This is a genomic window from Chitinophaga varians, assembly GCF_012641275.1.
Classification (GTDB): domain Bacteria; phylum Bacteroidota; class Bacteroidia; order Chitinophagales; family Chitinophagaceae; genus Chitinophaga; species Chitinophaga varians_A.
In genome coordinates, this window is record NZ_JABAIA010000002.1 from 1,923,931 (window position 1) to 1,939,841 (window position 15,911).

Here is a 15,911-nt window from a genome sequence, read left to right on the forward strand (position 1 = left end):
AGCGCTTCTATGAAAACCACCCTCGCGCTACTTACCTGATTGGACGAGCATATATTTCTTAACCGTATCTATTATTGAAACCTATGGTGAACAAATCATCATGGATTACCCCGTCGTGGCTTATTCTGCTGCTTGACCTTGGGTGTTCCGTTATCGCCATCAATCTTGCCTTTCTGCTCAGGCTCAATTTTGATATGGAGGCCCTCACTCCGTATCCGCTTGAAGAAATCTCCTTTATTGTATTAGGTGTGACCCTGATGTTGTCTTTACTGTTACGAACGTATCGTGGCATCGTACGGCATACCAGTATGGCGGATATTGGGAACATCGCCTGCATGAATGTTATTGCCAGCGCCATTTTTGTGACCATCAACTATAGTCATGTGCTGGATGCGGAAGTTAATCTGTTCCCATTGTCAGTAATCCTGATCGGTTTTTTTATATCTTCTTTCCTGCTGTTATCCTATCGCCTGATGGTGAAATGGGTATTTAAGTATTATAAGAACTTTCGGGCTGTCAACAGAACCAGGGCTGCCATCTATCATACAGGTCTCACCAGTATTATGTTGCGTAAGGCTATCAACGACAACCCGGAAGCGGATATACGTATTGTGGCCTTCCTGGCCGATACCAATGCGCATGCAGGTAAATCCATCGAAGGATTGCCGGTATATGCCTCGCGTAAAGGGCAATTATTTAAAATGTTGAGAGAAGGGAAAGTGTCCCTGCTGCTGATACCGGATGATCACCTGGACGCACAACATCTCAATGAACTGGTAGAAGAATGTATCACATTGAATATAAGAGTACAGAAGATCATCTCCGTGAATCAATGGATAGACGGTACACAAAATAAAGGTATACAGTTGAAAGACATCCATATTGAAGATCTGCTGGAAAGATCTGTCATCGATATCAAAAATGAAAAACTGGAAGCAGAGATCCGTGATAAGAGTATCCTGGTAACCGGTGCTGCCGGCTCTATTGGCAGTGAAATCGTCCGTCAGGTGATCCGTTATCAGCCGGCAGTTATTGTGCTCTGCGATAAAGCGGAATCACCGTTGCATGAACTGGAACTGGAAATGGCGGAAATGGGAACCAACATTCCCATCATTCCATTTATCGGGAATGTATGCGACCGGTCCCGTATGCAGCAGCTGTTTGAAATATACGCGCCCGCTATCGTGTATCATGCCGCGGCTTACAAGCATGTGCCCATGATGGAGAAAAACCCTTCTATCGCAGTAATGAATAATGTATTGGGCACTAAGGTCATGGCGGAATTATCGGTGGATTTCGGCGTGGAAAAATTTGTAATGGTATCTACAGACAAAGCGGTGAACCCTACCAATGTGATGGGCGCTTCCAAACGCATCGCAGAAATCTTCACACAATCTTACAACAACAGGATAAACGAACAGTTTAAAAAAACAGGTCCGGTATTTGGCTTGCCGCCTACCCGCTTTATCACTACCCGCTTCGGGAATGTGCTTGGGTCTAACGGTTCGGTGATACCCCGCTTTAAAAAACAACTGGAAAACGGTGGCCCGCTCACAGTTACCCATCCTGAAATTACCCGGTATTTTATGACCATCCCGGAAGCCTGCCAGCTCGTACTGGAAGCAGGCGCCATGGGACAGGGCGGGGAGATCTTTGTATTTGATATGGGTAAACCGATGAAAGTTGCTGATCTGGCCAGGAAGATGATCCGGATGGCCGGAAAGGAACCGGGAAAGGATATTCAGATCGTATACTCCGGTTTGAGACCAGGAGAAAAACTATATGAAGAGTTATTGAATAATGCCGAAAATACATTGCCCACCTATCATGAAAAAATACTGATTGCAAAGGTGCGGAGCTATAGTTTTACGGAAGTAGACGAAAAGGTGACGCAGTTGATCGCATCTGCCGAAAAGCACTATTTAACACCTACGGTTGCTTTGATGAAAAAGCTGGTACCAGAGTTTATCAGTAAGAATTCTGCGTACGAAGAACTGGATAAAGATAAAATTAAAATGTAATAGGCGAAAGCGCAGCTTTTGTTACTGATGGGCATAAAATTTGCCCAGCTGCGGCTTCCTATTTGCAAAACTGTCAATTAGATATGAGTCTTATCAACAGGGAGTTCGGCTCCCGTTTAAACACCATTGTCAAAAGGTGCAGGGTCACGTATTATCATTTAGCAGGAATAATTTGCCTTTTCCTGTTCTCATGTTCGGCGCCTAAAAATGTGACCTATTTCAGGGATATCCCGGATTCGCTGGGATCAAAGGAAGTGGAACAGGCGTTGTATAAAACGCCGCTCATCCAGGTGGATGATATTCTGCAAGTGAATATTCAAACCCTGGACCCGGGCACCACCGCCTTGTTAAATCAACAGAACGCCCCATCATGGCCTTCCGCAGGAACCGTTCCCGGAGGGGGCTCTAATATCAGCGGGTATCTGGTTGACAAGGATGGCAATATCATGTTGCCATTGATTGGCAAGATGCAGGTGAAAGGTAAATCAACAGAAGAAGTAAGAGCAGCGGTAGCCGAAAAGGCCGCCCAGTTTTACAAAGACCCTGTTGTTAATGTAAGATTCGTTAACTTTAAAATTACAGTGCTTGGTGAAGTAACAAGGCCATCAACCTATGTGATGCCCAATGAAAAAGTAACCTTATTGGATGCTATCGGCATGGCGGGTGATCTTACTATTTATGGAAAACGCGAAAACGTATTACTGATCAGGGATAAAGATGGTAAAAAAGAATTTGTCAGATTTAACCTGAACAATACAAACCTGTTTACATCTCCCTATTATTATTTACAACAGGGAGACGTGGTATATGTTGAACCGAATAAGTCGAAGGTTGTAGCAACGGACGCATCGCGATTGAAGAACATTACTATTATCACATCTGCGATCACGTTGCTGGTGGTAATACTAACGAGGGTCAAGTTTTAATTTTTTAAAGCACTTACATGTACGAGAATAACAATTCAAATAATCCATTTTCTTTAAACGGTAACACTCCTGTTGCACCGCAGCCGGATAATGTACTTGACTTAAGAAAAATACTGGATATATTGGGATCATACTGGTATATTTTCCTGTTGAGCCTCATCCTGACAGGCGCCGCCGCCTGGCTGTATCTCCGTTACGCAACGCCGAGCTATAAGATCAGTGCCAAAATACTGGTGCAGGATGATAAAAAAGGCGGGAACCTGCCCGGTGAAGAGATCCTCAGTCAGCTGGAATTGTTCAATACCAAAAGCAGCGTGGATAATGAAGTGGAAATACTTAGCTCGCGTTCTATTATGGAAAGCGTAGTGAAAGACCTCCAGCTGAATGTGAGCTATGTCGCTGATGGCCGCGTGAAGAAAACAGAGCAATACCGTAACATGCCTTTTTCATTTAAGTGGCTCAGCCTGAGTGATAGCCTGGCTGCGATGAATTATACCATCCATCCGATCAATGAAAAGAAATTTTCGCTGAGCCGTACCGGTCTTACCAGAGAGGGGACCTGGAACGATACGCTGCATTTGCCTGAAGGTGTCGTGTTCATACAACGGAACCCATTGTACGCGTTCGTCCATCCGGAATATTATGTGAAAGTGGTTTCTGTGGACCAGGCCGTGGGAAAATACCGGTCGCTGGTGACCATGGCTGTCCCCAACAAGCAGGTAAGCACGGTAGACCTCACCATCACGGATGGTATACCTGAAAGAGGCGAAGCGGTGCTTAACAAACTGATTGAAGCGTATATGAAGGCCAGCGTGGAAGATAAAAACAGGATCGCGGACAGCACCATCGCCTTTATCGATAACCGGCTGGTGATCGTGACCAAAGAGCTTTCCGGTGTTGAAAAAGACATACAACAGTTTAAACAGTCAAATCAGGTGGCCGACCTGGAAGAACAGGCAAAATTATTGGTTTCCAGTACCGGGGATTTTTCCAAACAGTTGCTGGACCAGCAGGTAAGGTTAAACATTGTTGAGTCTATGCAAAAGTACATGCAGGACGAAGCCAACAACAAACGCGTGGTACCTTCCTCCCTTGTTGTACAGGACCCTTCCTTCCTCGGGCTGGTAGAGCGTTATAACACATTACAGCTGGAAAGGGAAAGGCAATTGCTGTCCACCACGGAAAATAACCCGCTGATTAAAAACATTGATCAGCAATTGCAGGGGCTACGCGGAGACCTGAACACCAGTCTCGGCTCATTAAAGAATGGTATCCAGATTAGTATCGACGAACTGCAACGCAGCTCCGGAAGCCTGAACAAAAAGATAGCACAGGTACCCGCCAAGGAACGTCTCTTCCTGGATTTTTCGCGGCAACAGGCTATTAAACAGGAGCTCTATCTGTTCCTGTTGAAAAAGAGGGAGGAATCTGCGCTGTCGAAATCGTCTAATCTGGCAGTAGCAAGAATCATCGATCCGGCAAAAAGCGACGCCCTTCCTTTTAAACCCAAACGCCTGTTAATATACCTGCTGGCCATGGTGGCAGGACTGGCATTACCTTCACTGGGCCTTTATGTAAAAGAACTCCTGAATATCAGGGTAACCAATAAAAAAGACATCACTGGCGGCACCAAAGTGCCCATCATTGGTGAAATCGGACATACACAGAATAAAGAACTGGTGGTGGCCAAAAGGGATAATGTGACCCCTGTTGCAGAACAGTTCAGGGCGCTGCGTACTAACCTGCAGTTCATACTGTCGGGGCCACAGCAAAAGGTGATCCTGCTGACGTCCAGCATGAGCGGTGAAGGGAAGTCCTTCGTGGCCGCAAACCTGGCAGCTGTGCTGGCGCTTTCAGGCAAAAAGGTGGTACTGCTGGAAATGGACCTTCGCAAGCCAAAGCTCTCCGATAAACTGGGTATAGACAACATGACAGGGTTTAGCACCTACGCCATCGGCAAAAGTATGCTGGAGGAAGTTATCAAACCTTCCGGCATACACGAAAATTGCAGTATTATTTCCTCCGGGCCGATACCGCCCAATCCTGCAGAGCTCTTATTGCTGGAACAAACAGAAATATTGTTTACCAAACTCAGGGCAAAATTTGACTATATCGTAGTAGATACTGCGCCGGTAGGGTTGGTGACGGACGCACAACTGTTAGCGCGTTTTGCAGATGCCACACTTTACCTTGTCCGTCAGGGCATTACCTTTAAACAACAGCTGCAAATTCCGGGCGATCTGGCAGCACAGCGAAAAATGCCCAGAATAAACCTGATCGTAAACGATGTGAAGGCTGGCCGCAGCTATGGTTACGGCTACGGTTATGGTTACGGCTACGGCTACAGTGAAACGCAACGTAGAGGCGTGGCCGGACGCTTTAAAAAGTTGATCGGAAAATCATAATATTTTTATCTGAAAAAAATCTGGAAAAATCTGGAAAATAATAGTCAAACTATGAATCAGGAAACTAGGATTGCAATCATTGGATTAGGTTACGTGGGATTGCCTTTAGCAGTGGAATTTGCGAAAAAATATAAAACTTTCGGCTTTGATATCAATAAAGCCAGGATCGCGGAATTAATGAGCGGGTCAGACCATACCCTGGAAGTAGCGGAAGAAGATCTGAAAAAAGTAATTACCGCTGATCCGGAAGCCGCTACAGGACTGTTTTGTACCAATGAACTGGATGCCATTAAATCAGCAAACTACTTTATTGTTACCGTACCTACACCGGTGGATAAACACAATCGTCCGGACCTTACGCCACTATACAAAGCCAGTGAAACAGTTGGTAAAGTACTGAAGAAAGGAGATACTGTGATTTATGAATCCACCGTATATCCTGGTGTGACGGAAGATGAATGTGTGCCGGTGCTGGAGAAAATATCCGGATTGCGGTTTAATACGGATTTTTTTGCAGGCTACTCTCCCGAACGTATTAACCCGGGCGATAAAGAACACACCGTTACTAAAATACTGAAAGTAACTTCCGGTTCTACTCCTGAAGTGGCGGAAAAAATCGATCAGCTGTATAAGTCAATCATTGTTGCCGGTACCTTTAAAGCCACCTCTATTAAGGTAGCAGAAGCGGCGAAAGTAATTGAGAATGCACAGCGTGATATCAATATTGCCTTCGTAAATGAACTCGCAAAAATATTTAACCTGCTCGAAATCGATACTGCAGATGTATTGGCTGCTGCCGGTACGAAGTGGAACTTCCTGAAGTTCAGACCAGGATTGGTGGGAGGACACTGTATTGGTGTTGACCCCTATTACCTGGCACAAAAAGCCCAGGAGGCGGGTTATCATCCCGAAATCATCCTGGCAGGTCGCCGTGTAAATGACGGTATCGGTGCCTATGTGGCGCACGAACTGGTGAGGCTGATGATCAAAAAAGAAGTGCGGGTAAAAGGCTCCAATATCCTCGTACTTGGTGTTACATTTAAGGAAAACTGCCCGGACGTACGTAATACCAAAGTGGTGGATATCCTCAATACACTGAAAGGGTACGATGTTAATATTTCTATTTATGATCCTTGGGCTGATCCTGCAGATGTGAAACATGAGTACAACTGGGATTGCGTGAAGTCTGTCAGCACAGAAGATAAATTTGACGCAGTATTACTGGCTGTGGCACACAATGAGTTCAGTGCGCTGAACATTAAATCCATGTGTAAAGACAATGCGGTGATCTATGATGTTAAAGGCATTTTGCCGAAAGAACTGGTAGACGCAAGGCTCTAATCCCGATACCTTAAACAAAGGAAATACTATATCTGCCGAATATGTACGAAAAACCATTCCATACGCATGATCTTTCTGCGTCCTCCTTTCTTGTAACCGGGGGCGCAGGATTTATTGGTTCCAATATAGTTGAATACCTGCTTAAATATGGAGCTGCAAAAGTGCGTGTACTGGACAATTTCTCCACAGGTTCCCGTGAGAACATAAAACCATTTCTCGATAACCCGGCCTTTGAGTTGCTGGAGGGGGATATCCGCGATGCCGACGTATGCCGCAGGGCACTGGAAGGCATGGATTATGTGACCCATCAGGCAGCACTGGGATCTGTGCCGCGCTCTATCAATGATCCTGTTACAACCAACGAAGTAAATATTTCCGGATTCCTGAACGTGCTGGTGGCCGCCCGCGATGCCAAAGTGAAACGCATGGTATATGCAGCCAGCTCCAGCACTTATGGCGACCATCCGGGCCTGCCCAAAGTGGAAGACCTCATTGGAAATCCGCTTTCGCCATATGCCGTGACCAAATATGTCAATGAACTGTATGCATCCGTATTTTCCAGGGTATATGATTTTCATCCGGTAGGACTGAGGTACTTTAATGTATTTGGCCCCCGGCAGAACCCTAAAGGCGCCTATGCAGCCGTTATTCCGCTGTTTATCGATGCCGCTTTGCAGAAAAAGGCGCCGGTAATCAATGGTGACGGCGAAACCAGCAGGGACTTCACTTTTGTTGAAAATGCGGTGCAGGCAAACATAAAAGCATTACTGGCTGAAAACATCCATACCGCTGAGATCATCAATATCGCCTTTGGTGAAAGGACTACCCTCAACCAGTTATGGCAGATGGTGAGCGAGTGTGCAAAAATCAACATTGCACCCGACTACGGCATGGAAAGAAAAGGAGATGTGAAACACAGCCTCGCTGATATCTCCAAAGCACGGCAGCTCATCAACTATGATCCGGAAGTAAGCGTTGCTGCAGGATTGCAGCTTACCTACAGCTGGCTGGAACGTAACAGTATCTGACTAAAGCTATTATCATGAAAACAGAAATGAATAAAGTACTATTGGTATTTGGTACACGCCCGGAGGCTATCAAAATGTGCCCGTTGATTAAAGAGCTGGAAAAATATCCGGAGATCTTTGAAGTGAAAGTGTGCGTAACCGGTCAGCATCGTGAAATGCTTGACCAGGTACTGAATATCTTTAATGTACAACCTGATTATGATCTCAAGATCATGAAACAGGGACAGGACCTCTTCGATGTAACGGTGGGCGTACTCTCCGGCATGCGGGACGTACTGGATAATGCTAAGCCAGACATCGTACTGGTACACGGGGACACTACTACTTCTACGGCAGCCGCCCTGGCCGCATTTTATAAACAGGTCCCGGTTGCCCATGTGGAGGCCGGCCTGAGAACGCATAATATGTACAGTCCATGGCCGGAAGAAATGAACCGTAGCATCACCGGACGTATTGCCACCTATCATTTCGCACCGACGAAAATTTCCCGCCAAAACCTGCTGGATGAAAACATCAGCAGCGAACAGGTATTTGTTACCGGCAATACCGTACTGGATGCTTTACACCTCGTGCTGGAAAGGGTCAAAAATGACCAGGAAGTACAGACAGGTATAGAAGATGTACTGGTGCAGCATGGCCTTGCCCCGTCTTTATTGTCTGCCTGGAACGGCAATGACAGCAACGGAAGAAGGCTGGTGCTCATCACCGGGCATCGCCGCGAAAACTTCGGCGACGGCTTCAGAAGCATCTGCCAGGCCATCAAAAAACTGGCGGAAAAATATCCGGAAGTGGATTTTGTTTACCCGGTGCATCTTAATCCCAATGTCCGTAAACCAGTGAATGAAATCCTGGGAGAGGCGGCATTGCCCAACGTGCATATCATTGCACCGCTCGACTATCTTCCCTTTGTTTACCTGATGAACAAAAGCACCCTTATTCTGACTGATAGTGGCGGCGTACAGGAAGAAGCGCCCGGTCTTGGCAAACCTGTACTGGTGATGCGTAATACCACCGAAAGACCGGAAGCGGTAACAGCCGGCACCGTAAAACTGGTAGGGGTGGATGAAGACAAAATATATCATGAAGTGAGCATGCTGCTGGACAACAAAGATGCTTACAGCCAGATGGCGCAGGCCGTAAATCCTTATGGCGATGGCAAGGCATGTCAGCGTATAGTCAGGATGCTGAATAAAGAGGCGGTCATTGAACAATTCATATAATTTTCATAACAGTGAGTATCCTAAGCAGAAAACTGAAAACCCTTATAAAAAAGATCTATAGCTGGGCCAATGATACTCCGCTCTCTTCATTTAAACCGGGGGTGAATGTGGTCATTGCGCAGGGGATCAAAGCTACTTTCCCGGAAAGGGTGCATTTCGGTGATCACATATACATAGGTCCCGGCGCCCTCCTGTCCAGTCAGGGCGGCCTGTATATAGGTTCCGGCGTAATAATAGGTCCTAATGTCAGCATTTATACCGCTAATCACCGTTATGAAGGTGCGACGGCGATACCCTATGATGGCGCCACTATTCTGAAACCTGTCCATATTAAGGAAAACGTATGGATAGGAGGCAGTGTGATGATTGTGCCCGGCGTAACAATTGGGGAAGGCGCTATCGTGGGCGGCGGCGCGGTCGTTACAAGGGATGTCCCGCCCATGGCAGTCGTTGGCGGAAACCCGGCTAAGGTGATTAAGATGAGGGATGAGGAAACATATCAACAATTAAAACAACAGCAGCAAGTTTATATGCACCTGAAACAACGGGGGCAAATAAAATATTTCGAAACAGAGGGGTGATCCTGTTGAATCTTCCACAGGACCTGAAACGAACTTAGATAACAATGAAACAAAGCACGGATAACATACTGCTGACTGGCTTTTTCGGCGCCGGAAACGTAGGGGATGAAGCTGTTTCCCTGGCAGTTTACGAAGGCGTAAAAGAACAATTACCGGGTGCAAAATTCAGCATCGTCACACGTAGCCCGGCCTATACCAGAAACTTTACAGGTATTACAGCAGCGAAAGCTGTAAAAGGGTTTTACCCGTCGCAGGATTTTTGGCTACGGATGTCAAGCCATATCCGCAGCGTAAAAAAAAGTGACCTGATCGTGATCGGAGGCGGGGGAATACTACAGGATGTACACAGCTGGACAACCATTCCGGCTTTCCTCATTCCCGCCTGTATCGGGATACTGTACAACCGTAACATCATCACTGTGGGAATCGGTGTAGGTCCTGTTAAAAACAGGTGGTTGAAGGAACTGATCTGCTTTACCTGTAACAGGATGGCAAAGGTCCAGGTAAGAGACGAAAAAAGTAAAAAAGTACTGATCGAATGCGGCGTACAGGCCGATAAAATAACTGTAACGGCAGATGTGGTGCCCTCACTGGATGTGAAGCAGCACGTGTCTGCCCGGCAGGTGCCGGCTCAGGCTCCCGTGGTGGCGCTGGCGTTCAGAAAATGGCCTGATCTTGATGAAGACGGGCTGGTAGCTATATGCAGCAGGCTGATTGAAAGCGGCGTGCACATCAGGATGCTGGGATATGAATCTTCCCAGGACAAGAAATTTTATGAACAGCTGATCCTGAAATTTGAACCCCGGCATCAGGGAAAAATCAGCATACACCTTCCTGCCGACCTGAAAGACGCCATGCAGGAAGTGAAGAATGCAGACTTCCTGTTCTCCATGCGTTTGCACGGATGTGTTTTTGCCGCAGCGATAGGTACCGGTTTTTATGCAGTGCCCTACGATCATAAAGTTACTGAGTTTATGCGCAGACTGTCCCTCGAAGACAGAATGATTCCCATGGACGCACTTTCTGTGGAATTTGCTGATAAAATACTGGAAGAGCTGAAAGTAAAAGACACTGGTAGAACATGGGCCGGCGCATTTGATATACAGCAACAGCTTTCCCGTAACAATTTTACGGTGGTGAAGGAAGTGCTGGATAATAAAGCAAACTACTCCCGGAAGGATAAACTGGCCGCTCTGGGATGGATCGGGAAACTGTTGATGAAAGGTTTCGGCGTGCAGTTGCAAAGGCCTTTCAGATTCGTTTTAAGAAAAATAACAAAATAGGAAATCATGAAGGTGTTAATAACGACACAACAGCGGATACCTCATTCTGGCGGACTAAGTACCCATGTCGAAATCCTGATACAGGAACTGAGATCAAACGGGCATGAAGTCAGAATGATTCAGGGCGGCATGATACAGCCGCCCAAATGGAAAAAAGGCATCCGTATGCTGCTGACGCTCGGTAATCAGAATAAGTTTGTGAGCGGAAACTTCCGGGCGGCGCTTCTTCGTCTCCGCCAGCTGGCAGAACAGGAGATTGACCGGTTCAGGCCCGATGTTATTCATACGCATGATGTATATGCATCCTATGCTGTGCTGCAATGCAGGAACCTCAACGGCCTGCCCGTTATTCAGACTGTTCATGGCCCGGCGCTGTACGAAGCACAGATGGGCGGGGCAGATAAACTGCCGGCATATAAACAATTGATCATGGACTGCGAAGCGCTCGCGTTTAAAAAAGCGCAGCACTTTATTGCGGTAGACAGCGGCCAGGCAGATATCCTGAAAAAAGACTACGGCGTATCACCTGCCAAAATTGATGTGATGTTCAACTGTGTGCATGTAGGCGAGGTGAGGAGATTGGCGGAAGCACAGATAGACCTGCCGGTGAAGCAGCCCTATTTCCTGGTTCCCCGGCGCCTGGTGGAAAAAACAGGGGTGCGTTATGCTATTGAAGCACTGGCACAGGTGAAAGATCCGCATTGCCAGCTTGCCATAGCAGGGCAGGGGCCTTTAAGAAAGGAGCTGGAAGACCTGGTAGGCAGCCTCAATATTGGTTCCCGCGTGGTTTTTCTGGGACCGGTACCGAGAAACAGGTTATTACCGCTGTTTGCTAAAGCACAGGGCGTGATAGTACCTTCTGTACCGGCAAGTGGTGTTATCGAGGCCACTTCGCTGGCTGTAACAGAAGCCATGGCTGCGGGCACTGTGCCGGTGGCATCGGGTATTGGCGGACTGGCGGAGCTGATTGCACACAATGATACCGGCCTGCTGGTGAAGCCTGCCAATGCACAAGACCTGGCCAATGCGATGGACCTGCTTCTCAAAGACGACGGGCTGCGTAGCCAGCTGATAAAAAACGCTACGGAGAAAGTAGAAGGAGATTATTCTTCCGAAACCTGGGCTAAAAAGATCGTTCAGATTTATAAGAAATATGCTAAATAGTTTATGAGTTTTTTACGGAAAAGTATATTTGTTACCGGCGGCCAGATGGCAGGCATCCTCCTGAACATGCTGGGCGGAGTAATATACTCCAGGGCTTTGGGCCCCGGTGGTATGGGGCAGTATGAACTATTTCGCTCTTCCCAAATGGTGGTAGTTACCTTTCTTTCTCTGGGGATGGGTAATGCCAGCATTTATTTTCTGAATAATCTTAAATACGCGCCAAGCCATATTGTATCCAACACAACAAAGGTGTCCCTGCTGTTTGGCTTACTGTTGATAGTAGGGTTCACTGCGGCCATTTTTTTTAATCCCGCTTACTTCGGGAAGATCTCTTTTATAGTAGCACTACTTTTTGCGATGGGATCTGCCGCCCTTGTAAATATTACGACGCTAAGGCCGGTACTGGTAGCTCAACTGGCTTCCAAAAGGATGGTGCTGGTAGATATGCTGCCCCGTATCATCATCTTGCTGAGCGGGGTGCTGATGCTTTGTATCCATCAGAAAAGCCCCGGATTTGCGATCACGGCGCTGGGAGTAGGCAACGCTGCGGCATGTTGTGCGCTTTTTTATTTTCTCCGCGAACACATCAATCTGCGTGCGCCGTTTGACTGGAAAACGCTGGGAGCTCTGCTGAAGTACAGTATTAAACTGTCCGCGTCCAGCTTCCTGTACGTGCTCACGGCCAATGTCACGGTCATGTTACTACGTTATTCCCAGCTGGAAAATTTCAACCAGGTGGGGTTATATACAAGAGCGGTGGCCATCAGTGGTATGATCACCATCATACCCTCTACGGTAGGCCCCTTGCTGTATGCAAAATGGGCTGGTCTGAAAGGTGAATTACTGGCTAACCAGGCTCAGTTTGCCATGAGGGTCAGCTCTTCGATCAGTTTCACCATTTCCGCGATAGTGTTCATTTTTAGCCGGCAGATCATCCATTTGTTATATGGTCCTGCATTTTATGGCGCTAATGTTGCATTACGCATTCTTGCGCCTTCACTGGTGTTTATCACCATCACTAGTATCTGCAATAACCTGCTGGCTGGCGATGGCAAAGCAATTATAACTATGTATATCCTGGCAATCACTTTTACCATAGTGGCCGGGGTAACCTGGCTCACAGTAGGAAGGCTGGGCATAGAAGGAGCTGCCCTGGGAGTGCTGTGTGGGAATATTTTTTCCGCTGTTGCCAACCTGGTCGTATGCAACAGGCACTATGGGCTCAACTTCGCCAAATGTGTGGTGATAAGGCCCTCCGATGTAAAAACCATGATGAAATCCTTAAAACTTAAATGATGTTTTTCTGTTGGAAAAACAAATACTAACAGGTATGAGTAAAACTAATGGTCAGGGAAAGATTAGATTAGGTTTCTTTTTCGATGGAGGAGAAGGCGGCGGCGTAGTGGAATACGTACGTTTGCTGTTGACGAATATCGACAGGAGCAGGTTTACGGCTATCGGTATTTACCTGGGAAATGGCCCCAGTCATGAGGCGCTGAAACATATCTTCGACGAAACGGCCATATTAACTGATAAACGCCTGGTAAATGTAGGCAGTGGTAAAACCCGGATGCAGCGGCTGAAAATGAATACCTCCAAACTGCTCACCGCCGTTAAAGGGACCCGCCTGCTGGCCCGTGCCATGAAAAAGTACCGTATCGATATTATGGACGTGAATTATTTCCCGCTGCATATACTGGCGGGAATAGCCAGCCGCATGACAGGTGTTCCCTGCCTGTGGCACTGGCATGGTGCAGGCAGGCCAACAGGAATGCGGGCTAACATGACCGCCTTTGGCGCCCGGTTCTTCTGCGATAAGATCGCCTCCATTACCCACTTTGTACATAACAGTCTGCCGGAAGTGGCCAGGAAAAAATCCGAGCTGGTCTATAACGGGGTGGACACAACGAAAATTTCCAGTTCTGTTGTCAATGGCCACTTAATGAAATTAGCAGGTGTAGACGAAAATACTACGCTGGTGGGCATACTCGGAACGGTGTCTCCGTTCAAGGGACATACTTATTTTATTAAAGCAGCTGATATTGTGCTGCGGCAATATCCGGATGTCCGCTTTGTGATCATCGGCCGAGAGTCTGCTACGCAAAAAATAAAAGTAGGCTTTGAAGCGCAACTGAGAAAGGAAGTAAAAGAAATGAACAGGGAACAGGAAATCCTGTTCCTGGGGTATGTTGCCGATCCTTATAAGTACCTCCGGGACTGTAAAATCATCTGCACGCCAACTATTCCGTATATGAATTTTCTGGGAGAAGGCTTTGGCCTGGCCGCTGCCGAATGTATGGCAGCAGGAGTGGCCGTGGTGGCTACTAAGCTGGGTTCTTTCCCGGAAATCATTGAGCATGGGAAAAATGGCCTGTTAACTGAACCGAAAGATGCTGACGCGTTGGCTTCTGCTATCATGGAGCTGTTGGCGGATGAACCCAAAAGGAAAAATATAGCAACAGCTGCCCGGCAGCATATTGCTGAAAATTTTGACATAAAAGGTACCAGCAGAAAAATGGAACAGCTATATGAACGCCTGGTTTAAATATTAACATCAACTATATATTGGGATGGCTATTGTAGTGATATTGTTTTTTTTGTTCATGATGTACAGAACTGCATTGAATCCAATGACAGGGTTCATCTTTATGTGGTTTGCAATATGGCTTTACCCTAATTCATTGTTGTACGGAACATTGCCGTTGAATATACGGTTCGATGACATATTCGTGTTCTTTACGTTTGTAGTATGTGTCTATAAGAAGCCTGCCGGTGTCAGGGTATGGGGTTTAAGCACTTTCCGGCTGGCATTGGTGTGGTGGCTGCTGCATCTGCTCGGAAATATCAACGGGATGCTGTATGGTGGATGGGGTGCTGTTCAGGAAGTGGTGAAATTCCTGCTGAAAGCGGCCTATGTGCCGATGACTGTTGCTATTGCGGCTTCTTTATTAAACAGCTTTGCGGATGTAAAGTTGTTTATCAAATGGTTGCTGATAGCCGGTGCTGCTGCCGCGTTGCTGGGAGCTGGCACCGTAGTGGCGCCCCGCGCGTTTGGCCTGTTCCTGATTCCTAATCAGGACCTCTCTGCGGGTGAAATGCTGGACAATATGGAAGGCGCCATGGAGTTGGCGAGGAGGGCCAGAGGTTCCGTTGGCACAATGGCCACTTCGGCTATCTGCCTTTTTCTGTCGGTGCTGTCACTGCACCTGCTGGCGATGAAATACTATGCTTTCCAAAGCAAAAAGTTCCTGGTCCCGGTTTTCATCATTATACTGCTCGGATTGGCATATACCCAAAGCCGCGGCCCCATGCTGGCCTTTGCACTGACTGGCGCTATCATTCTTTTCCGGTCTGAAAACAAAGGCATACTGGTAGGTGCGCTGGTGGTGGGACTGTTGCTGATGGTAACAGACAACCCCGTGCGGGAACTGGTAACAGCCAGGTTTACCGGCGCCACAGGCGCTACGGCAGACAGCGGGCTGGACAAACGCTCGGAAGTATGGAGCATGTTCATGGAAAAATTTGATCCGGTGCTCCTCTTCAATGGGATAGGAGCTGTTATGTCCAAATACATCTATCATGCTACCGCGCACAACACCTACCTCGGTGCGGTTATCTATAATGGCATATGGGGTGTGTGTATGTTTTTCGTGATAGTGATAAGGTCCATCAAATACAGCAGTAAACTGATCCGGCATAAACAAGAAATCCTGTCAGATATTTTTGGACATTATTTTCCGCTGGCATTGATATTCATGTTGTTTGTGGGAATGAGTATCGAAGACTTTCAGAATACTATATGCATGCAGCTATATTTATTGTTTATGCTGATCTGCGAAAAGTTAATCAGAGCAAATGAGACCGCCGCCGAAACTGCCGGAAATACAGGTAAAACCAAACTGATGCCACTTGAAGCACAATTGAATTAATTAACTATTCTAT

11 protein-coding genes and 1 pseudogene are annotated in these 15,911 nt (G+C 47.0%); all 12 read left to right on the top strand.

The annotated features are described in order from the left end of the window. The first annotated feature begins 83 nt into the window (after positions 1 to 83). The 12 genes and pseudogenes from HGH92_RS22575 to HGH92_RS22630 all read left to right on the top strand — a co-directional run bounded on the left by HGH92_RS22575 (position 84) and on the right by HGH92_RS22630 (position 15,898). The gene (locus HGH92_RS22575) at positions 84 to 2,021 is read left to right on the top strand and encodes a polysaccharide biosynthesis protein (RefSeq protein WP_211092691.1); all 1,938 of its coding nucleotides are present in this window, start codon (positions 84 to 86) and stop codon (positions 2,019 to 2,021) included. Positions 2,022 to 2,230: 209 nt separating this feature from the next. Continuing rightward, complete coding sequence (locus HGH92_RS22580) at positions 2,231 to 2,947, top strand: polysaccharide biosynthesis/export family protein (protein ID WP_317166435.1); 717 nt, start codon at positions 2,231 to 2,233, stop codon at positions 2,945 to 2,947. A gap of 17 nt (positions 2,948 to 2,964) precedes the next feature. Next, complete coding sequence (locus tag HGH92_RS22585; RefSeq protein ID WP_262888795.1) at positions 2,965 to 5,352, top strand: GumC family protein; 2,388 nt, start codon at positions 2,965 to 2,967, stop codon at positions 5,350 to 5,352. A 51-nt stretch (positions 5,353 to 5,403) separates the two neighbouring features. Continuing rightward, the gene (locus HGH92_RS22590) at positions 5,404 to 6,693 is read left to right on the top strand and encodes a nucleotide sugar dehydrogenase (protein ID WP_168873004.1); all 1,290 of its coding nucleotides are present in this window, start codon (positions 5,404 to 5,406) and stop codon (positions 6,691 to 6,693) included. Positions 6,694 to 6,734: 41 nt separating this feature from the next. Then, complete coding sequence (locus tag HGH92_RS22595) at positions 6,735 to 7,721, top strand: SDR family oxidoreductase (RefSeq protein WP_168873005.1); 987 nt, start codon at positions 6,735 to 6,737, stop codon at positions 7,719 to 7,721. A 14-nt stretch (positions 7,722 to 7,735) separates the two neighbouring features. Beyond that, positions 7,736 to 8,941 (top strand): non-hydrolyzing UDP-N-acetylglucosamine 2-epimerase, encoded by a 1,206-nt coding sequence (gene wecB / locus HGH92_RS22600; RefSeq protein ID WP_317166436.1) that lies wholly within the window; start codon positions 7,736 to 7,738, stop codon positions 8,939 to 8,941. Between the two features lie 290 nt (positions 8,942 to 9,231). Further along, positions 9,232 to 9,426: pseudogene (locus HGH92_RS34365) on the top strand (DapH/DapD/GlmU-related protein); the annotation flags it as partial. A gap of 140 nt (positions 9,427 to 9,566) precedes the next feature. After that, positions 9,567 to 10,805, top strand: coding sequence for a polysaccharide pyruvyl transferase family protein (locus tag HGH92_RS22610; RefSeq protein ID WP_168873006.1), 1,239 nt, complete (start codon positions 9,567 to 9,569; stop codon positions 10,803 to 10,805). Between the two features lie 6 nt (positions 10,806 to 10,811). After that, entirely contained in the window at positions 10,812 to 11,969 is a 1,158-nt protein-coding gene (locus HGH92_RS22615) for a glycosyltransferase family 4 protein (protein WP_168873007.1), read from the top strand. A gap of 3 nt (positions 11,970 to 11,972) precedes the next feature. After that, positions 11,973 to 13,265, top strand: a complete 1,293-nt coding sequence (locus HGH92_RS22620; protein WP_168873008.1) for a polysaccharide biosynthesis C-terminal domain-containing protein — start codon at positions 11,973 to 11,975, stop codon at positions 13,263 to 13,265. A gap of 34 nt (positions 13,266 to 13,299) precedes the next feature. After that, positions 13,300 to 14,514: a glycosyltransferase gene (locus HGH92_RS22625; protein ID WP_168873009.1), complete on the top strand. Its 1,215-nt coding sequence runs from the start codon at positions 13,300 to 13,302 to the stop codon at positions 14,512 to 14,514. Positions 14,515 to 14,572: 58 nt separating this feature from the next. Beyond that, positions 14,573 to 15,898 carry an O-antigen ligase family protein gene (locus HGH92_RS22630; protein ID WP_168873010.1) on the top strand — a complete coding sequence of 442 codons (1,326 nt, stop codon included), beginning with the start codon at positions 14,573 to 14,575 and terminating at the stop codon, positions 15,896 to 15,898. The last annotated feature ends 13 nt before the right edge of the window (positions 15,899 to 15,911 follow it).